At 55.8% G+C, this 17,613-nt stretch carries 19 protein-coding genes; 12 read left to right on the plus strand and 7 right to left on the minus strand.

Annotated elements, in window-relative coordinates:
- Window positions 1-39 precede the first annotated feature (39 nt).
- Together KJI95_RS03500 and KJI95_RS03505 are read right to left on the minus strand one after the other, a co-directional pair.
- On the minus strand, window positions 40-1,266 hold the full coding sequence (locus tag KJI95_RS03500; protein WP_250885626.1) for a serine/threonine transporter: 1,227 nt from the start codon (window positions 1,264-1,266) through the stop codon (window positions 40-42).
- A 429-nt stretch (window positions 1,267-1,695) separates the two neighbouring features.
- On the minus strand, window positions 1,696-4,311 hold the full coding sequence (locus KJI95_RS03505; RefSeq protein ID WP_214505763.1) for an acylase: 2,616 nt from the start codon (window positions 4,309-4,311) through the stop codon (window positions 1,696-1,698).
- A gap of 220 nt (window positions 4,312-4,531) precedes the next feature.
- On the opposite strand from KJI95_RS03505, the gene yjjX reads away from it, so the two are divergent.
- From yjjX to KJI95_RS03540, 8 genes are all read left to right on the plus strand, one after another.
- On the plus strand, window positions 4,532-5,077 hold the full coding sequence (gene yjjX / locus KJI95_RS03510; RefSeq protein ID WP_214505764.1) for an inosine/xanthosine triphosphatase: 546 nt from the start codon (window positions 4,532-4,534) through the stop codon (window positions 5,075-5,077).
- Between the two features lie 109 nt (window positions 5,078-5,186).
- Window positions 5,187-6,155, plus strand: coding sequence for a bifunctional helix-turn-helix transcriptional regulator/GNAT family N-acetyltransferase (locus KJI95_RS03515; RefSeq protein WP_214505765.1), 969 nt, complete (start codon window positions 5,187-5,189; stop codon window positions 6,153-6,155).
- A gap of 286 nt (window positions 6,156-6,441) precedes the next feature.
- Complete coding sequence (locus tag KJI95_RS03520) at window positions 6,442-7,482, plus strand: NADP(H)-dependent aldo-keto reductase (RefSeq protein ID WP_214505766.1); 1,041 nt, start codon at window positions 6,442-6,444, stop codon at window positions 7,480-7,482.
- Window positions 7,483-7,621: 139 nt separating this feature from the next.
- Window positions 7,622-8,860 carry an aminotransferase class V-fold PLP-dependent enzyme gene (locus KJI95_RS03525; RefSeq protein ID WP_214505767.1) on the plus strand — a complete coding sequence of 413 codons (1,239 nt, stop codon included), beginning with the start codon at window positions 7,622-7,624 and terminating at the stop codon, window positions 8,858-8,860.
- 46 nt (window positions 8,861-8,906) lie between these two features.
- Entirely contained in the window at window positions 8,907-9,392 is a 486-nt protein-coding gene (locus KJI95_RS03530; RefSeq protein WP_214505768.1) for a SufE family protein, read from the plus strand.
- Between the two features lie 17 nt (window positions 9,393-9,409).
- Window positions 9,410-10,564 (plus strand): membrane dipeptidase, encoded by a 1,155-nt coding sequence (locus KJI95_RS03535; RefSeq protein WP_214505769.1) that lies wholly within the window; start codon window positions 9,410-9,412, stop codon window positions 10,562-10,564.
- A 254-nt stretch (window positions 10,565-10,818) separates the two neighbouring features.
- Window positions 10,819-10,971, plus strand: coding sequence for a DUF5993 family protein (locus KJI95_RS19430; RefSeq protein ID WP_250885628.1), 153 nt, complete (start codon window positions 10,819-10,821; stop codon window positions 10,969-10,971).
- Between the two features lie 10 nt (window positions 10,972-10,981).
- The gene (locus KJI95_RS03540; RefSeq protein WP_214505770.1) at window positions 10,982-11,530 is read left to right on the plus strand and encodes a disulfide bond formation protein B; all 549 of its coding nucleotides are present in this window, start codon (window positions 10,982-10,984) and stop codon (window positions 11,528-11,530) included.
- 78 nt (window positions 11,531-11,608) lie between these two features.
- Here KJI95_RS03540 and KJI95_RS03545 read toward each other — a convergent pair whose 3' ends face one another.
- A complete protein-coding gene (locus KJI95_RS03545; RefSeq protein ID WP_214505771.1) occupies window positions 11,609-12,532 on the minus strand; it encodes a polyprenyl-phosphate transporter in 924 nt (307 codons plus the stop codon).
- A gap of 217 nt (window positions 12,533-12,749) precedes the next feature.
- On the opposite strand from KJI95_RS03545, the gene KJI95_RS03550 reads away from it, so the two are divergent.
- A complete protein-coding gene (locus KJI95_RS03550; RefSeq protein ID WP_214505772.1) occupies window positions 12,750-13,226 on the plus strand; it encodes a hotdog fold domain-containing protein in 477 nt (158 codons plus the stop codon).
- 55 nt (window positions 13,227-13,281) lie between these two features.
- On the opposite strand, the gene KJI95_RS03555 is transcribed toward KJI95_RS03550, so the two are convergent.
- Both KJI95_RS03555 and KJI95_RS03560 read right to left on the minus strand, forming a co-directional pair.
- Window positions 13,282-14,013, minus strand: a complete 732-nt coding sequence (locus KJI95_RS03555; RefSeq protein ID WP_214505773.1) for a 16S rRNA pseudouridine(516) synthase — start codon at window positions 14,011-14,013, stop codon at window positions 13,282-13,284.
- On the minus strand, window positions 14,010-14,645 hold the full coding sequence (locus KJI95_RS03560; RefSeq protein WP_214505774.1) for a helix-turn-helix transcriptional regulator: 636 nt from the start codon (window positions 14,643-14,645) through the stop codon (window positions 14,010-14,012). The genes KJI95_RS03555 and KJI95_RS03560 overlap by 4 nt, the downstream gene beginning before the upstream one ends.
- 161 nt (window positions 14,646-14,806) lie before the next feature.
- Between KJI95_RS03560 and KJI95_RS03565 the strand changes: the two genes are divergently transcribed.
- Window positions 14,807-15,412 carry an NAD(P)H-dependent oxidoreductase gene (locus KJI95_RS03565; RefSeq protein ID WP_214505775.1) on the plus strand — a complete coding sequence of 202 codons (606 nt, stop codon included), beginning with the start codon at window positions 14,807-14,809 and terminating at the stop codon, window positions 15,410-15,412.
- Window positions 15,413-15,452: 40 nt separating this feature from the next.
- On the plus strand, window positions 15,453-15,875 hold the full coding sequence (locus tag KJI95_RS03570) for a VOC family protein (protein WP_214505776.1): 423 nt from the start codon (window positions 15,453-15,455) through the stop codon (window positions 15,873-15,875).
- Here the strand turns inward: KJI95_RS03570 and KJI95_RS03575 are convergent.
- A complete protein-coding gene (locus KJI95_RS03575) occupies window positions 15,835-16,251 on the minus strand; it encodes a TehB-like domain-containing protein (RefSeq protein WP_214505777.1) in 417 nt (138 codons plus the stop codon). The genes KJI95_RS03570 and KJI95_RS03575 overlap by 41 nt on opposite strands.
- Window positions 16,252-16,338: 87 nt before the next feature.
- On the opposite strand from KJI95_RS03575, the gene KJI95_RS03580 reads away from it, so the two are divergent.
- A complete protein-coding gene (locus KJI95_RS03580) occupies window positions 16,339-16,815 on the plus strand; it encodes a YcxB family protein (RefSeq protein WP_214505778.1) in 477 nt (158 codons plus the stop codon).
- Between the two features lie 63 nt (window positions 16,816-16,878).
- On the opposite strand, the gene KJI95_RS03585 is transcribed toward KJI95_RS03580, so the two are convergent.
- A complete protein-coding gene (locus KJI95_RS03585; RefSeq protein ID WP_214505779.1) occupies window positions 16,879-17,400 on the minus strand; it encodes a GNAT family N-acetyltransferase in 522 nt (173 codons plus the stop codon).
- Window positions 17,401-17,613: the final 213 nt, after the last annotated feature.

A 17,613-nucleotide genomic window follows, 5' to 3' on the forward strand; every position in this document is an offset into this window, starting at 1 on the left:
AAACGCAAAAGCGGCGCATCGCGCCGCCTCTCAACCAACTCAGGCTGCCAGACCGTAGAGGATGGCAGTCATCGACAGAACACCGGCAATTATCACGAAGATATTGCTGATGCGGCCACGGTAAGCCTTGAGCGCAGGCACGCGGTACACGGCATACATAGGCATCAAATACAGGATGGCGGCGATGATGGGACCACCGAGGGCTTCAATCATGCCAAGGATGCTGGGGTTGATAACGGCAACCGCCCAGATGGTCAGGAACATAAAGGCCAGAATGAAACGATTGATTTTGGCTTCATTCACCGCCTTGCCCTGCCCTTCAAGCTGGCGCACGATAAGGCCGCGCATACCTTCGCTGGCACCCATATAGTGGCCAAAGAAGGACGACACAATGGCCACAAAGGCGATAAAGGGACCAAAGTAGCTGACAAAACCGCTGTCAAACACGTTGGCAAGATACGACAGGATTGGCAGGTTCTGGCTCTTGGCCTCTGCCAGTTGCGCCGGGGTCAGCGACAGCACGCAGGAGAACACAAACAGCATCACAAATCCCACCAGCATCATGGCGGTATTGCGAAGGATAATGTCGGCCTTGCGCGACGCATTGGCACCGTGTTCACGCTTGAGTGACACCGCAAACTGACTGATGGCAGGCGAGTGGTTAAAGGCAAAAATCAGCACCGGAATCGTCAGCCAGATGGTGCCGAGAAACTCACCGGCGCTCGGCACTTCGGTAACGGCAGCAAGGTTCCAGTTTGGCATCAGATACAGCGACATAAAGGCTAAGATGGCCACCAGCGGGTACACCAGAAACTGGGTCACTTTGAGCATCATCTTCTCGCCCGACACCATCACCGACATCATGCCAAGGATAAGCACGCCCGACAGCAGCCAGCGCGGCAGCGATTCCATCCCCAGCTGATTGACAATAAAACTGTCGACCACGTTGGTAATGCCGACGCCATAAATCAGCACAATCGGATAAATCGCAAAGAAATACAGTACGGTAATCGCCTTACCAGCGCCCTTGCCGAAATGCTCTTCCACCACCTGAGTGATGTCGCTGCCGGCAATGGACGATGAGCACACAAAGCGCGACAGGCCGCGGTGCGCCAGATACGTCATGGGGCCAATCAAAAGCGCCATCACCACCAGAGGCCAAAAACCGCCCATACCGGCATTGATGGGCAAAAACAGAATGCCGGCGCCAACGGCTGTGCCAAACAGGCTCAGCATCCAGGTGGTGTCCTGGGCGCTCCACTTCATGGAATGGGTTGCAGGGGCGGCGACAGACGCGCTGGCCTCGATGGTTTGACTGGGGATGGCTTCGTTGGACATAGGCTCAACCTTGGCACCGTAAGTGCGGTAATCATGGGGGTATGAGTCGCGACTCAAATTCGGCGCAAGCATAGCCAAAAGGCAAGTACCAACCCTTGATCTGCGGTCAAATTACGTAATTTAATTTCATCAATTGCTGATATTGCGATCCTGATCCCGCATATCACGTAATTTGTTTTCAGTTAGGTTGCCAAACCTTAACCCAGCATTAACCACGGGCAACCCGAATAACACATTTACCCCGCTCCGGTAGCCTCACTCACTCTGATGAAGCAGCTTAAACAAAGTCGACACGGCAATAAAAAACCGGCCACTGGGGCCGGTTTTTGCACATTGGCGCTGTAAAGCAAGCGTGGATTAAGGTTTAGCGACACTGGTGCCGGTCAAATCCAGCGTTTGCTGCACATCGGCGGCAATGTCCGCCTCGGTGAAACGAAACGGACGGAAGCGCTTCTCAGTGGCATAGAGCAGGGCTTGGTCGGCAAACTCAGGCCGCAGAATGTTACTGGTTTGCGAGTAGGTCAAAATCCCCCGCGCATCCACGCCGGTGTCGGTAAAGCTCACCGCCATCATCCAGCTTGAGCCGTAGCGGATTTGATAGCCCTTGGCGGTAAGGCCGGAAGGCAGCACCTTGCCGCTGACGGCATCAACGGCAGCAGGATAGCTGTGCTGCGGAATAAGCGTGTCATCACCGCTCATGCTGGTCGAAAACACGTTAAAGCCACCTTCGGCATTGTGGGTACCGGGCCAGGGAATGCGCTGACCACTTGGCAGCCCGTTTGGCAATGAGCGCTCCACAAACTGCACGCTGCCAAGGGGCGCATCCACCGCAAATCCAGCCTTTTCGAGGTTAATCGCCGCCAGTGCCAGCGCCTTCAACGCACTGCCATCGGTGGCAAGACCGCTTGGTGTGGTAGCGGCGGCGGTGTAGTCAAAAGGCACGGTCAGCATAGTGTCTTTGAAGTTGTGGGCAAATTCGCGAAGGAGCGCCCCGCCTACGCTGTCGTTATCCTGCTTGCCATTCCAGCGTGACAGCGCATCACAGGCCGCGCTGATGTCCTTGGACACACCTTCGGCAACCACCACCGGGGTTGAGCCCTGGGCCGCGCACTGGGTCAGCAAATCGTCAAGCACCATTTCGGCAAGGTAGCTGCGGTTACCAAGCGCCGCGCCCTCGAGTTCATCGAGGTTAAACTTGCCATCGCTGCCACCTGCGTCGCTCATCATCTTCAGCGCCATGCGGGTACGCAGCGACTGCTTACCGCGCTCAGGGCCATACATGGGCGAGTAAAACTCCAGCGGCTCACTTAGGTTGGTCGACCAGAACGAGTTATTGGAGTTTTGCACAAAGTCGCTGCGCTCAAGTTTGGGCGCGCGGTTGTAGGGCATGGGGCCATCGAAGGCAAACATCGAGGTATTGCCGGGCAGTATGGTAAAACCTGCCTTGGCGCGGGCATCGATAATGGCTTTTTCGGTACGCAGCAGCATCACCGCCGCATCCGACAGTCCGGGCACGGTCGAGTCGTCGATATAAAAGGCATTGCCCTCTTTATCGGCGTACATGGTGTTGTTGAAAATCACCCCGTCGTAATCTTTAAACGCCTGCTGGAACTCGTCCTTGTTTTTGGCAAGGTTCATCGCCAGCCAGTGGTCGATGGGGTCCATGTTGGCCATGTTGGCGTCCTGCAGCATAAAGGCGCCGCCATCATCCCAGCCAAACGGCGCGAGGTTGGCAGGTGCTTCAATCATCACCCCTTTTTCAGTGGTGTAAACATCCTTTTCGGCCACCAGAATGCCCGCAGGCCCGGCATTGACCAGCACCTGCACTGTGTCTTTTTTGATGTCTTTGACTGCGCCATCCAGCAGGTACTGCATCCGGTCGCCGGACTTAAGTTCAAGCTGATACACGATAAAGTGCTCGGCGGTGGAGAAAGTATGGGTCCAGGCGAGGTTTTCGTTGAAGCCGATGTTGATTGGCCCGGGCATACCCACCAGCGAGCCTCCCATCACGTCCAGCTGGCCGGGGATAGTGGCGTGTGACTGCCAGAAGCGCAAATTGCCGGTATGCGGAAAGTGCGGGTTACCAAGCACCATGCCGCGGCCATTTTCGGTCTTGTCTTTCCCAAGGCCCCAGCCGTTGGAGCCTAAGTCTCTTGGGTTGGTTTCCGGGGTTTGAATACGCGCGGCGCGGGCAATCAGCCGCTGGTTCACATCATCGACAAAGCCTTTGGCAGAGACGTTATCCTTGCTTGCTGGCAGTCCGGCCACTGCCGCCACGCCGGCAGGCGCAGGGCCAATGATGCGCGGCAAATACTCGGTAGCATCGCCCGGGTTTGCGTAAAAAATCAGGTCGAGGAAATTGGCAGCCCCCGGCAACAGCGCGATAGAGAAGAGGTAGGTCACCACATCTTCGGCGACAATCGGCTTCACCCAGGGCTGACCGGCACAGAAGGGCTCGCCCTGCACCTTGCCCGCGTCGAGATCGGCCAGATACTGGTTATAGCCCGCCACAAAGCCTGAAATAAGCGCGCGGGAATTGTCGCTGAAACTTGGCCACTTGGCTTCGGCCTGAGCGCGAATTTTCAATGCTTTGTAAGCAAAGTCACTGATAAGGTTGCCATTGTCTTCCGAGGTCGGCATGCCGGTGGTAAAGTCCAGGCTGGCGTGGGGACCAAAATACAAAGAGCGCTGGCTGTTGGCCTTAATAAAGCCGTCGGCAAGGATACAGAGGTTATCTTCCGCCTGCACATAGCCGTTACCGTAGCCCAGGCTTTCCAGGTTATCGGCCTTGATGTGCGGCACACCATAAGAGGTGCGGCGGATATTGACTGAGAGTTTGCCGTCCGGCGCGAAGGCCACCAGGCCCGATCCCGGTGGCGGAGGTGTGGTATCAGTTGAGTCGCTGTCGTTACAACCTGTCAGCAGCATGCTGCCGCCAAGCCCCAATGCAAGCACGAGTTTGTTGAATGTCATTATTATGGTTCTCTTATGGATCCCTTTCCTTCAACAACCTTCACCCGACATCATTTCCGTACGGCATCACCGGACGGGCGAACCTGTTGTTGTATCCCGGCTGTTATTGCTACCTTGGCCCATCGAAGCGACAATGGCACCAAAATCCGAGCAAAAACACCTCGGACCATTTAAACAGCCATTCAAATAAACGTCCATAACGAAAAAAATATTTTACGCCATGACACAAGAGTACATTCCCGTGTTGGTCGGCTCGACCAATCCGGTCAAGATTGCCGCCGCGAGGCACGCTATTTCGGCCCTGTTTCCCCATGCTGCGGTGGATTGCAAAGGCGTTGCCGTGCCATCCGGTGTACCGGACCAGCCGATGACTGCCGCCGATACCCGACTTGGCGCCATCAACCGCGCCAAAGCATGCGAAGCCATGGGCGGCGCGCTGTTTTATGTGGCGATGGAAGGCGGCGTGGACCGTTTTGAAGATGGCCCGGCCACCTTCGCCTACGTGGTCATCATACGTCAGGGCGGCGGAATGTCGGTCGGACGCAGCAGCCAGCTGCCGCTGCCGGAGCAGGTGTTTGCCGCACTAGAGGCCGGCGAAGAGCTTGGCCATGTGATGGACCGGTTGTTTCACACCACCAATATCAAGCAGGCGGGCGGCGCCATCGCGCTGCTTACCCGCAATGCCGAAAGCCGCGAAAGCAGCTACCGTCAGGCGCTGATCCTGGCCATGGCGCCGCTGCTGCACACAGAGCTGTATCAGGCCTGAAATCTGGTCGGGCATCTGTGGGCTACATCGACGCTTGCTATAGGTTAAAAAACTGTTAGTTTAGTTGTAATTCGCAACGAACAGCATTCACGATTAAGTCATCTAAGCCATGGATAACAATCACAGCCAAGCCCAATCCCGCGCGCCGCAATCGATGGCGCGGGAGATCCGTCAGCTGTCGCGCCAATTGGTGCGCCAGCTCGGTATGCTTTCCGGTGCCTGCGGCGCGTTGCCCTTAAGTCCGGTACAGGCCCACGCCCTGCTGGAGCTTGGGCAGCAAAGCCTGTCCATCAAGCAACTGGCGTTACTGCTCAATATCGACAAGTCCAATGCCAGCCGGGCCGTCAGCCATCTGGTGGAAAAAAAGCTCGCCGAGACCAAGGTCAATCATCGCGACAGCCGCAGCCTGCAGGCCAGCCTCACCGCCAAGGGCCGCGCCATGCTGGCCAAACTCGATGAGCAGCAGGATTGTTATTTCCAGCAGGTGCTGGCCCAGCTGTCTGAAGAAGAAAGCAGCCAGATTGCGCTGGCGCTCGGACGTTTTCAGCGCGCCATTATTCAGTCAAAGGCGCAGGAAGGCATTGAAATCCGCACCATCACCGAGGCCGACGATGCCGCCATCGCCGCCGTTATCCGCACTGTGTCGGCGGAATATGGCCTGACACCGGACAAAGGCTATGGCGTTGCCGACAAAACCCTCGACTGCTTAAGCGAGGTGTACAGCATTCCCGGCGCCCGGTACTGGGTGATTTGTGACAAGGGCCAGGTGCTTGGCGGCGGCGGCATTGCGCCACTTGCCAGCGAGCCCGGGGTTTGCGAGCTGCAAAAGATGTACTTTTTGCCCGCCATTCGCGGCAAGGGGCTTGCCCGCCGTCTTGCCAACCACGCGCTCGCCTTTGCCCGTGAGGCGGGTTACCGCGAATGCTACCTTGAAACCACTGCTGTGCTGATTGAGGCGGTAAAACTGTACGAATCCCTTGGATTTGAGCATCTTACCGCACCGCGCGGCGCCACCGGCCACGACGCCTGTGAAATGCCCATGCTCAAACGCCTGAGCCAGAACGACTCAAGCATCTGAACCCTATGCCTGAATTCTGCGCCAGAGCCCAGCGCCAGAATCCGGCGGCTGCGCCCAAGGAACAGGTTCAAGCGCGAAAGCGCCTGTGGCGCAAGAGCGAAAGCGCAGCCGATGATCCGGCCTGAGCGTATCGCCCGTATCACCTGCATCACAGCAGCAGTAAACAACCAGGCGCCGGCGCAGCTGGCGCTTTTTTACCCTGTCGGCAGGCCGTGTATCCGGCCCGGCTTGCAATCAGGGGCAAACTTGATAGCTTCAACTCATTGGGCCACTAAAGGATTTTTTCATGGAATATCGTCGCCTGCCCCACTCCAGCCTTGAAGTCAGTACCCTGTGCCTTGGCACCATGACCTGGGGCGAACAAAATACCCAGGCCGAAGCCTTTGAGCAGCTCGACTACGCCATCGGCCGTGGCATCAACTTTATCGATGCCGCCGAGATGTATCCGGTGCCGCCGCGCCCCGAAACCCAGGGGATGACCGAGCAGATCCTCGGCAACTACTTAAAAGCGCGCGGCAACCGCGATGATCTCATCATCGCCACCAAGATTTGCGCCCACGGCGGCAAAGGCGATTTTATCCGCCCCAAGATGGCGCTCGACTGGAATAATATCCATCAGGCGGTGGATGCCTCGCTTACCCGTTTAGGCGTAGACACCATCGACCTGTATCAGCTGCATTGGCCCGACCGCAACACCAACTTCTTCGGCGAGCTGATGTACAAGCGCGATGACGCGGAGCATCAGACACCGATTATCGAAACCCTCGAGGCACTGGCTGAGCTTATCCGCCTTGGCAAAATCCGCTACATCGGCGTGTCGAACGAAACGCCCTGGGGGATCATGAAATACCTGCACCTGGCAGACAAACACGGCCTGCCGCGCATAGTGTCGGTGCAGAATCCTTACAACCTGCTCAATCGCAGTTTTGAAGTGGGCATGAGTGAAATCAGCCACAGAGAAGAGCTGCCGCTGCTGGCCTACTCGCCACTGGCGTTTGGCACCCTGACCGGCAAGTACCAAAATGGCAACTGGCCGGAAAAGGCGCGCCTGACTCTGTTTAAACGCTTTGCACGTTACACCGGCAGCGATACCGCCAAGGCCGCCACCGACGCCTATGTCAAACTCGCCGTGGAGTTTGGCCTGAGCCCGGCGCAGATGGCACTCGCCTTTGTAAACAGCCGCAGCTTCGTTGGCAGCAACATCATAGGCGCCACCAACCTTGAGCAGCTCAAAGAGAATATCGACAGCCTGGATGTGCGTCTGCCCGATGAACTCTTATCGCGCATCAACGCCCTTGGTGAAGTCTACCGCCTGCCCTGCCCCTGATGCGTTGAAAAGCAGCGCAAGCAAATATAGCCTCAACCCCAGCGCGGCCTTGCAATGGCCGCGCAAATCCTTAAAGATCGCAGCAGTGCTTTTTTCTGGCTCCTTTTTGGCCTTAACTTGCTTGCAGTGACAGTTTTTGATGGATATTTCCAGCCTTCGCGCCCAGTTTCCCGCCCTTGACCAACAGATAGGTGACTATCCGCTGGTATATCTCGACACCGCTGCCACCAGCCAAAAGCCGCGGCAGGTGCTCGATGCTATGACGCAGTTTTTAGCGACCGACAATGCCAACGTGCACCGCGCCGCCCACACACTGTCGGCCCGCGCCACCGCAAGTTACGAGGCCGTGCGCGCCAAAGTGCAGGCCTTTATCAGGGCATCGCGCCGTGAAGAGGTGATTTTCACCCACGGCACCACAGAGGCCATCAATCTGGTTGCCCATGGCTTAACGGCGCAATTTGGCCCGGGCGACATCATTCTTGTCGACAGCGCCGCCCACCACGCCAATCTGGTGCCCTGGCAGGAGCTTGCCAAACGCAGCGGCGCAAGAGTTGTACCTATCCCCTTAAGCGCCGATCTTCGTCTCGATGAAGCCGCCTTCGATGGGCTGTTAACTGAAAACGTAAAGCTGGTGGCACTCAGCCACATCTCCAACGTGCTTGGCACAGTGAATGACGTTAAGCGCCTTTGTGCCAAGGCCCGCGCCAAGGGTGCACTTACCCTGGTGGATGGCGCTCAGGCAGTGGCGCACCGGCAAGTGGATGTGGCTGATATAGAATGTGATTTTTACGTGTTCTCCGGCCATAAAATGTATGGCCCCGACGGCGTCGGCATACTCTTTGGCCGCTATGACGTGCTCGATACCCTCACGCCGCTGCTCACCGGCGGCGAGATGATAAAAAGCGTGAGTTTTGATGGCAGCAGCTTTGGCGAGCTGCCAAACCGCCTCGAAGCAGGCACGCCGCCAATTGTGTCAGTGATTGGCCTTGGCGCCGCCATCGACTTTCTGAATGCCATCGACCGCGATGCGCTTAAGCAGCATGAAGAGGAGCTGATGCGCTGCCTCACCCAAGGCCTTGCCGCCATCCCGGCGGTCAAGCTCTATGGCAGCGCCGGTGACACAAGGCTACCGCCGGAAAACAGCGGCGCCGTGGCCTTTAACCTTGCCGATGAGCATCATCAGGACGTGGGCATACTGCTCGATAAATACGGCATTGCGGTGCGCTGCGGCCACCACTGCGCCATGCCGCTGATGGCACTGATAGGGATTAAAGGCTGCTGCCGCGCCTCCATCGGGCTTTATACCAGCAAGGACGACATCGACCGTTTTGTTGCCGCGCTTAAAGACTGCGCCGAGCTGCTGGGGCTGGATGACTAACCCCGCCGCTTATATTCACCCCAATTCATCCATTTCAGAGGACAGCATGTCTGACATCAAGCCCGAAAGTCAGCCACAGGCGAGCGACTTTGCCGCGCGCCACAGCGCCAGTCAGGATGCCCTGCGTGCGCTCGGTATGCAGGTTGAAAGCGCGCCCAACTGGCAGGAAAAATACCGCGCCCTGATGCTGGGCGGCAAGGCGCTGATGCCGCTGCCGGACCAGTGGCAACAGGACGCAGCCAGGGTGCGCGGCTGCGAAAGCGCCGCCTGGCTTTATCATCACAGCCTTGGCGCAGATGATAACAAGCGCCACTACTTTATTGCCGCATCCGATGCCCGTATTGTTAATGGTCTGATTGCCCTGCTGCTTGGGCAACTCTCAGGGCAAACCACAGAACATATTTGCACCTTTGATATTGAAGCGTATTTTCGTAGCATAGGGCTTGAAGGCCAGCTCAGTCCGTCCCGTACCAATGGCCTTTACGCCCTGGCGCAGGCCATCAAAGCCTTTGCAACACAGGACCCTCACTGACTGTTTAAGGAGTAAACATGACAGACATCCACAAGCGCGCGCTGATAAAAGCCATGGGCGCCGGGGCTTTGCTGGCGGGACTGCCGCTGACAAGCCTCGCCAAAACCCAGGCCGCCAAGGCTAAAGGCTTGCCGCTGTATATCGATGGTCTGTCATTTTTGCCAAGCGATTTAAGCGACCTGAAGGCATCCAGACTCAGTGCCTTTTTGTGTGACATTTCCGCCATCGAAGAAGTGAAGCAGGAAGACGGCACTGTCAATTACAAACGCACCTACAACGCCTGCATGAAGTCCATCACCGAGGCGGCGCAAACGGTAAAAGACAACCCCAGCTTGCTGATGCAGGGCCTGCGCGGCGCCGATATTGAGCTAGCCCACAAGCAGGGCCGCACCGCAGTGTTTTTTCAAATTCAGGGCGCCGACTGCGTCGAAGAGCGCCTCTCCCAGGTGGATGAGTTTTATCAGCACGGCCTTAGGGTGCTGCAGCTGACCCACCACTACGGCAACAGTTTTGCCGGCGGCGCCCTCGACTACAACAACCGTGGCGGCCAGGATTTACCCCTTACGCCAAAGGGTTACGCCTTGGTGGATAAACTTAATGACAGCGGCATTCTGCTCGACTTAAGCCACTCGTCCGAGCAAACCGCGCTGGATGCCATTAGCGCCTCCCGCATGCCCGTGGTTCAAAGCCACGGCGCCGTACGCGCCATCGTCAATCACGCCCGCTGCTCGCCCGACAGCGTTATCCGCGCCATCGCCGATAACGGCGGCGTGTTCGGGGTGTTTATGATGAGCTTCTGGCTCACCAACGACCCAAAGCCCACCACGGCCCATTATCTTGCCCAGCTTAAACATGTGGCCAACATAGGCGGCATCGATGCTGTCGCCATTGCCAACGATTATCCGCTGCGCGGCCAGGAAAACCTGCTCAAACTCAATAACGATAACGCTGAAGGGGTAAAAGAGTACCTTGAGTGGTGGCACAGCCTGCGCGCCAAAAAAGTGCTCGGCTTTGACCATGAGCCGCAGCATGTGGTCATCCCCGAGCTTAATCACATCGAGCGCATGTCGCGCATCCACGATGCCCTCAAAGGAGCGGGATTCAGCGCCAGCGACACAGATAAAATCATCGGCGGCAACTGGCAGCGGGTGCTGAGTCAGGTATTGGTGTAGTCAGAGACTGACCCTCAACGCAAAAGCCCGCTGATGCGGGCTTTTTTGCAAATTGAGTTAGGCTAACCTTTGGTTTAGTGACTGTTTTGCCCGTGCCTGCACCAAAAAGCACGCAGTTTACGAAGCGTACGCCTTTGTTTTAATGCCAGATAAACGTTTGATCTTTTGAAGATTCAACAGAATGGCTGAACAGATTTCTGCCGGTCGCTAACTAGAATAAGCGCTCAGTTTTCAACGAGAGAGCGCTCATTATGATGTCCCTCATCTTCCTGTTATTCCTCATAACATGCCTGCTGATCATCAAGAATAAACGCAAACCCGCTTATGTGATGTTTGCTGTCAGCTGCGTGGCGACCCTGTATTGGTTCAGCTTCCACGCCACCGATCCGCTGCCAATCTTGCTATAAGGGGGAGATCATGTCAGAAACCTTATCCCGTCACCTCAACGCCCTCGGCGCGCTCGCAGTATCCCTGGTGCTGCTGTTTGCCTTTTACTCCCAATTTGTCGATGGCGACCTGCCCTGCCCGCTGTGCCTGTTGCAGCGAATCGGCTTTGTGGCGGTGTTAATGGGCCTGTGTGCCAACGTGGTATTCGGGCCGCATCCAAAACACTATGCCATGATGATAATCGGCGCCCTAATCGGCGGTGCTATTGCCCTCAGGCAGGTGGCACTGCACGTGATCCCGGGCACCCCATTTTATGGCGACGCCTTTTTTGGCTATCACTTCTACACCTGGGCCTTTATCGTGTTTGGCATCATCATATTCGGCAGCGCCATCATCATGTCCTTTGGCGAGCAATATCAACATGATGTGAGCAGCACATTCGCCGAGCAGTCGCCGTTTTTGAAGTTTTCGGTAGCCGTGGTGTTCGTGGTGATTTTGCTCAATCTTCTGTCTACCTTCGCCGAGTGCGGGCCGCTGGTTTGCCCCGACAATCCCACCGAATACTGGTTATTCAGTTAAGGCGCTGCAAACGGCTGCCCGCCGCTGGGGCACAAAAAAGCCCGCATTGGCGGGCTTTTGCGTTAACGCTCGAGGCCATCAATGGTTCGGCTTAGCGGCGCCCAGCTTTTCAATCACCAGCACCAAGCCTATGCCGAACAACGCACAGGCAATCGCGAGCATCAGCTCAGATGGCTGACCGCTGATTTGCTCAAACGCCCAGGGGCTCAAGTTTTGCTGATCCACAGGCACCTGCTCGCCGTGGGAGTTGGTGCGCCAACTCAGGGTTTCTTTCCAGGGCCAGATTTTGCCAAGGGTGCCGAGCATCAAGCCGGTGAGGAAGAAGATAGTCGCATCATGGAACTTACGCAGCAGCAGCGACAGTACATGACTGAAACACAAAATGCCGCAAAGTGCGCCTAAGGCAAAGCAGGCAAGAATATCCAGCTGCAGCCCTTTAGCGGCCGCGAGCACCGCAGGATAAAGCCCGAGCAGCAGCAGAATAAAGCTGCCGGAAATGCCCGGCAGCAGCATGGCGCAAATGGCCAGCGCGCCGCCCCAGAACACGTTGAAATAGGTGGCGGGAATTTCGGTTGGTGACAGCACGGTAATACCCCATGCCACAAAGGTGCCAAGGGCAAAGAGGGCAATCCGGCCTGCGCCAAAGCCTTTAACCTGACGCAGCATATGCCACACCGACACCAAAATCAGGCCAAAGAAGAAGGACCACACCGGAATAGGATGATGGGTAAGTAAATAGGAAATCAGCTTGGCGAGGCTGAAAATGCTGGTAAGTATGCCGCCAAGCAGACACACCAGAAAGGTGCCGTTGATTTTTTCCCACGCCGCTTTGGCGCCTTCGTGACGGATGGTTTTGATTAACCCCGGATTAATCGCCCGCACACTGTCGAGCAGCTTATCGAGGATCCCTGTGATAAACGCGATGGTGCCACCGGATACACCCGGCACCACATCGGCAGCCCCCATGGCCAGTCCCTTCAGATACGTCAAAAAGTAATTCACAACATCCCTCTAGCAAGATTTCAATTCTGCCGGCGACAGCGCCGCTTGTGTGGCGCGATTATATGTCTGCCCACCCTTTCCTGAAAATGAACTTTGCATCATCTTGCGCTTGTCGTTGGTTAACGGCGTGTTACACTGCCAGCAAACAAACAGGCCAGACCAGTTGCAATCTTATCCATCACAACTCCGGCCGACTATAAAGCACAGGAAGCAAACCATGACAGGCAAACCCAACAAGGTGATGGCGCTTTATCAAAAGTTGATACCCTATCCCTTTGGCAGAATCATCTTTTCCAAAATGGTGGCGCGGATGGCGCCCTACTTTGGCACCATCAAACCACTCATCACCGAGCTTAAACCCAACCACTGCGAATGCCTTATCAAGAAGCGCCACGCGGTGCATAACCACATTAAAACCGTGCACGTGATTGCCATCTGCAACGGTCTGGAAATGGCGATGGGCGTGATGGCCGAAGCCTCAATCCCGCCGCATCTGCGCTGGATCCCCAAGGGCATGAGCCTGGATTACACCGCCAAGGCGGGCAGCGATATCCGCTGCGTGGCCGAAGTCAGGCCCGAAGATTGGCAGGAAGGGGATTTACTGGTGCCGGTAACCGCCTACGATAAAGACAATGTGGTGGTGGTAAAAGGCCATATCAAACTGTGGATTTCGCAAAAGCCGCCCAAAGTCTAAGCATCTTTTAAACGAAAAAAGACTGATTTATCAGTCTTTTTTGTATCTGTCCTCTTTAAAGCCCTATCTGACCTTCACTCTGCTGGCAGGCACGTTTTTCATCGTCACTGAGTAGCCGCCACTGCCCCGGCGCAAGCTCAGGGTCGAGCGGCAGCGCCCCGATGCGAAAACGGTGCAGCGCTGTCACCCGGTTTTGAAAACGGCCGAACATACGCTTGATTTGATGATATTTGCCTTCATAAAGCTCCACCTCCGCCTCATGTTCGCCAATAATCACAAGCTTCGCCGGCAAGGTAGTGATGTCTTCGGTTTCAAAGTAAAAGCCCTGGGCAAAGGCATAGATGTATTCCGGCGTCAGCGGCTTTTCGAGGGTCACCCGATAGGCTTTCGGCACATGGGCACCGGGCTGCATCATGGATTCCGACCAGCGGCTGTCGTTGGACAGGAGCACCAGCCCCGAGGTGTTCAAATCAAGCCGCCCGACTATGTGCAGGCCGAGTCTAAGTGCCTCAGGAATAAGGTCGAGTACGGTTGCGTGCTCTTGGTCTATGGTGGCCGACACCAGGCCCACAGGTTTATGCACCATCAAATAACGCGGCGTGTCGGCTCTTAGCGCTGTTTCATCAAGGTAAATCTGACTGAAAGGGCCGATTTGCGCCGAAGCCTCTTTGGCAAGGTCGCCATCCACAGTCACCCGCCCGGCTTTAATCAGCTCGCGGGCTGATTTTTTCGGCACATTCAAGGTTTTGGCCAGAAACACATCGAGCCGGCCACGGGGCGAAATCATGCCTGATCCTTTGACTCAACCCAGCTTATGCGATAGCTGCAGCGGCGCGCGCCTTCGATAATGTGTTCACTGCGCTCGACCGTCACGCCCTCGCCCAGCAGGCGGCGAAACAGCATAAGCTCCGAGCGGCAAAAGTTCTGACAGCTGCTGGCCGCCGCGCAGATAGGGCAGTGATTTTCATACAACCACCAATGGTCGCCGTCCTGCTCGATGCTTGCCATATAGCCTTCTTCACTGCGAATAAGCGCAAGTATTCTGAGCCGCTCAGCCACAGTCTGCGCCCCTGCCATGCGTGCAAGGTACGCCGCCTCCGACGCCGCCTCGCGATGGCTGATGAGCGCGTCCATCCCCGCATCGCCAAAAATCACCTTTACCGAATCAATCAGCCGCAGCGTAAGTTCGCTGTGGCGGTCACCAAACTGGCTGTGGGCATCGTCAGTCAGCTTCCAGTAGCGCGCCGGACGGCCACGCCCTTCGCTGATGTCATCAAAAGCCAGATTGCCTTCGGCCTCCATGGCCTGCAAATGCTGGCGCACCCCCATGGAGGTGAGCCCCAATGCATCGGCAAGCCCAGCTGCCGTCATCGGGCCGTGCTGTTTCAGTAACTCGAGGATTTTTTGGCAGGTTTTCATCGGTCCACCGGACGAATTTGAGATGTCGCTTGCGCTCTATTATCGACAACCAAGGTATTAAGTAAACTTTTTTATTTACTTTTATCTTTACAGGATTAAATAAAGCATCTACCTTACAAATTAATTTAGAAACTAAAAACTTTACTAAAAGGTATCAGCCTATGAAGCTCAGTATCATCAACGGCAGCCAGCGCAAAGAGTCCCAAAGCGGCCGGGTCGCGCAGTTTATCAAGGCCCACAGCCACAGTTTCAGCGAGGTAGAAGTGATTGAACTGGCTGACTATTCATTGCCGTTCTGGGATGGCGACAGCATCGAGAGCAAGGGCGCAGACTGGGGAGTGATTGAGCCAAAACTGGCGCAAAGTCAGGCCTATGTGCTCATCACGCCTGAATGGAATGGGATGGCAACACCGCTTATCAAGCAGTTTTTGATGAATGCCAGCGTCCCGGTGACCGGCCACAAACCGGCGCTGCTGGTGTCGGTTTCCTCGGGTGTAAACGGCGTATACCCGCTGAGTGAGCTAATGGTTAGTGGCAATAAAAACAACAAGATGGTGTTTGTTCCGGCCAACATCATTGTGCGAAATGTCGATGAGATGCTGCATTCAGAGGAGGCCAGCGAGCAGGCGCTGAGCAAGGGTGAGCTTGCCAGTCGCGACCGCGCCATCCGTGAGCGAATAGCCGAATCCCTTTCACTGCTGGGGCGCTATGCTGAATTGCTCACACCGCTCAATGACTACCGCGACCCTTATGGTTACGGCATGTAAGGCTTGTAAAACATAACGATACACAATCAAGGAGCGCATCATGGTACATCTGGAACACATCAATCTGGTCGTGCATGACCTGCAAAAGAGCCTTAAGTTTTACCAAGCCGCTTTCCCTCACTGGAAGGTACGCGGTGGCGGCCAAGGTAGCTGGTACGGCAAACCGCGCCGATGGCTGCACTTTGGCGATGAGTATCAATATATCGCGCTGAATAACGACGGTGAAGGTGCGGCGCGGGATCTTAAGGGGCATCAGCCCGGGCTTGCACACTTTGCCTTTGTGGTGGCATCGCTGGATGGGCTTATTCAACGCATGGCGGACGCGGGCTTTGCCGTCGATAAAGACGGCGCGCCGGACTTGGGTCGACGCAATGTGTATTTCATCGACCCGGACGGCATGGAAGTGGAGTTTGTTCAGTATCTTAGCGATGAGCCTGCTGTGCGTAATCAGTATCCCGCGTAAAACCCGGGCTGCTGTCTGCGTGCTCGCCTTCCAGAAACAGGCTCACGGTGGAGCTTGCGGCGGCATTCACCTCATGCAGGCTCTCGTGGGCGAATACGTTGAGGCGAAAGCGGGTGTCTTCAGTTAAGGGCTCGAGGCTATAAAGCTTGCCGGGATGGGTCATGGCGCGATCGTTCGCGCCAAGGCGCACCTCGACCACGGGCTCGCCATCGGTCTCACGGTAGCCAAACCAGAGCAGATCGCCATTCAGCACTTCAATCTGGCTGTAAAAGCCTTTGCGGGTTTTGTGCTGCTCGAGTAACAGCGCGGGCACATCATTGCCGCCAAACACCCGGGTTGCTCCCAGAGGAACATAATTTTTTGGTACCAATGCCATGAGTCCCGTCTCCGGTTGAGCTGTGTTAACCTAGCATTAAGCCTACAATGGGATCATTCCCGCAGTTTCCTGACTCAAGAGCTCCTAATGCCTTCAAGTTTAGTCCACCAGCATAGTTTTATCCTGAATCGCGCCCATTTTGAAGAGTGTTTCGACCAATCGGTAGAGCCGGCACGCGGCTGGAAACCCTATGTAAAAACCATCGGGTTTACACTGATGACCTTTGCCCTGCTGGCAAGCCCTATTCCCAGCTATCTTGGCTGGTTTTTTATGGGCTTGACCATGGTGGAGTTTTTAAGCGTTAAGTACCAGCGCAGTTGGTGGTTGTGGCGCCAGTTGATGAGCCGCGCTGCCAACAATGAAGTGAGCCTCACTGTTACCGAGGATGCGCTGATCACCGAGTCGCTGGGTCAAAAGCGCGAGCTTAAGTGGAGTGCGCTCGATAAAATCAGTCGCACCGAGCGCGGCTATCTGCTGCATCAGGGCAACGCCAAACAGTATTTGTCCCGAAGTGCATTGTCGGATGATGCGGCCGCGTTTCTTGAGCAGCGCTTCGGGCTTTAAAGCCGCCAGCGCTGTTAGCAGATGGCTGACCACAACGTCACTCACGAGCAAAAGCGCCGCAAGCTAGCCAAAGTCGCGGCAACTTGCCATAAAAAACACATCCACATATTCGCCATTACGGAAGGCGTAGCCGATGGCTTCGCCTTCAATCACAAAGCCGTGGCGCTTATATAGCTTAATGGCGGCATGGTTGTCGGTGTACACCTCAAGCTCAATGCGCCGCACCGCCAGCCAGTTATGGGCGAGTTCAAGCAGCGCGCCAAGCAGCGCCGAACCCACACCTATACCCTGAAATTCTTCACTGACCGCCATACCAAGGTTTGCCACGTGTTTACGGCGTGGATTGGTGAACACTTCCATCCCGGCGTGCCCCACCACTTCGCCGTCAATTTCGGCGACCAGGCTGTAAAAATTCTCGGGCAAATTGCCAATCCGCTGCTGCCATTTTTCCAGTGACGGGAACGGCTGCTGCAGCGTATTGGCATAGCAACTTGGCTGACTGTAAATATCGCGCACCGTGGCGATATCGCCGCTTTGGCTGTGACGAACCAAAATACGGCCATCACCAAAAGAATACTCCGCCATCGCTCGCTCCTGCACTTTTGCTAATTAGCTGTAAGATAAAGAGATTAATATGCCATCTTTTTTGGGCACCGCACAAGAAGCACATTTATGGGAGTTTGGAAAAAAAATCTGACCGAAAGCACTAAAATCTCTCGATTTCAAACTGGCATTCTTGCTGTCACAATAGCGCCGCCTCCGGGGAATTGTAAGGCTGCCGAGCGGCACCTTGGCCCC

Origin of the sequence: Shewanella jiangmenensis, from assembly GCF_018596335.1 — a bacterium.
Classification (GTDB): Bacteria; Pseudomonadota; Gammaproteobacteria; order Enterobacterales; family Shewanellaceae; genus Shewanella; species Shewanella jiangmenensis.

What these genes read in the sequence shown, in the direction of transcription:
- KJI95_RS03500 (WP_250885626.1), bottom strand. Translation starts at nt 1,266, where the DNA reads ATGAAGTGGAGCGCCCAGGACACCACCTGGATGCTGAGCCTGTTTGGC.
- KJI95_RS03505 (WP_214505763.1), bottom strand. Translation starts at nt 4,311, where the DNA reads ATGACATTCAACAAACTCGTGCTTGCATTGGGGCTTGGCGGCAGCATG.
- yjjX (WP_214505764.1), top strand. Translation starts at nt 4,532, where the DNA reads ATGACACAAGAGTACATTCCCGTGTTGGTCGGCTCGACCAATCCGGTC.
- KJI95_RS03515 (WP_214505765.1), top strand. Translation starts at nt 5,187, where the DNA reads ATGGATAACAATCACAGCCAAGCCCAATCCCGCGCGCCGCAATCGATG.
- KJI95_RS03520 (WP_214505766.1), top strand. Translation starts at nt 6,442, where the DNA reads ATGGAATATCGTCGCCTGCCCCACTCCAGCCTTGAAGTCAGTACCCTG.
- KJI95_RS03525 (WP_214505767.1), top strand. Translation starts at nt 7,622, where the DNA reads ATGGATATTTCCAGCCTTCGCGCCCAGTTTCCCGCCCTTGACCAACAG.
- KJI95_RS03530 (WP_214505768.1), top strand. Translation starts at nt 8,907, where the DNA reads ATGTCTGACATCAAGCCCGAAAGTCAGCCACAGGCGAGCGACTTTGCC.
- KJI95_RS03535 (WP_214505769.1), top strand. Translation starts at nt 9,410, where the DNA reads ATGACAGACATCCACAAGCGCGCGCTGATAAAAGCCATGGGCGCCGGG.
- KJI95_RS19430 (WP_250885628.1), top strand. Translation starts at nt 10,819, where the DNA reads ATGTCCCTCATCTTCCTGTTATTCCTCATAACATGCCTGCTGATCATC.
- KJI95_RS03540 (WP_214505770.1), top strand. Translation starts at nt 10,982, where the DNA reads ATGTCAGAAACCTTATCCCGTCACCTCAACGCCCTCGGCGCGCTCGCA.
- KJI95_RS03550 (WP_214505772.1), top strand. Translation starts at nt 12,750, where the DNA reads ATGACAGGCAAACCCAACAAGGTGATGGCGCTTTATCAAAAGTTGATA.
- KJI95_RS03555 (WP_214505773.1), bottom strand. Translation starts at nt 14,013, where the DNA reads ATGATTTCGCCCCGTGGCCGGCTCGATGTGTTTCTGGCCAAAACCTTG.
- KJI95_RS03560 (WP_214505774.1), bottom strand. Translation starts at nt 14,645, where the DNA reads ATGAAAACCTGCCAAAAAATCCTCGAGTTACTGAAACAGCACGGCCCG.
- KJI95_RS03565 (WP_214505775.1), top strand. Translation starts at nt 14,807, where the DNA reads ATGAAGCTCAGTATCATCAACGGCAGCCAGCGCAAAGAGTCCCAAAGC.
- KJI95_RS03570 (WP_214505776.1), top strand. Translation starts at nt 15,453, where the DNA reads ATGGTACATCTGGAACACATCAATCTGGTCGTGCATGACCTGCAAAAG.
- KJI95_RS03575 (WP_214505777.1), bottom strand. Translation starts at nt 16,251, where the DNA reads ATGGCATTGGTACCAAAAAATTATGTTCCTCTGGGAGCAACCCGGGTG.
- KJI95_RS03580 (WP_214505778.1), top strand. Translation starts at nt 16,339, where the DNA reads ATGCCTTCAAGTTTAGTCCACCAGCATAGTTTTATCCTGAATCGCGCC.
- KJI95_RS03585 (WP_214505779.1), bottom strand. Translation starts at nt 17,400, where the DNA reads ATGGCGGAGTATTCTTTTGGTGATGGCCGTATTTTGGTTCGTCACAGC.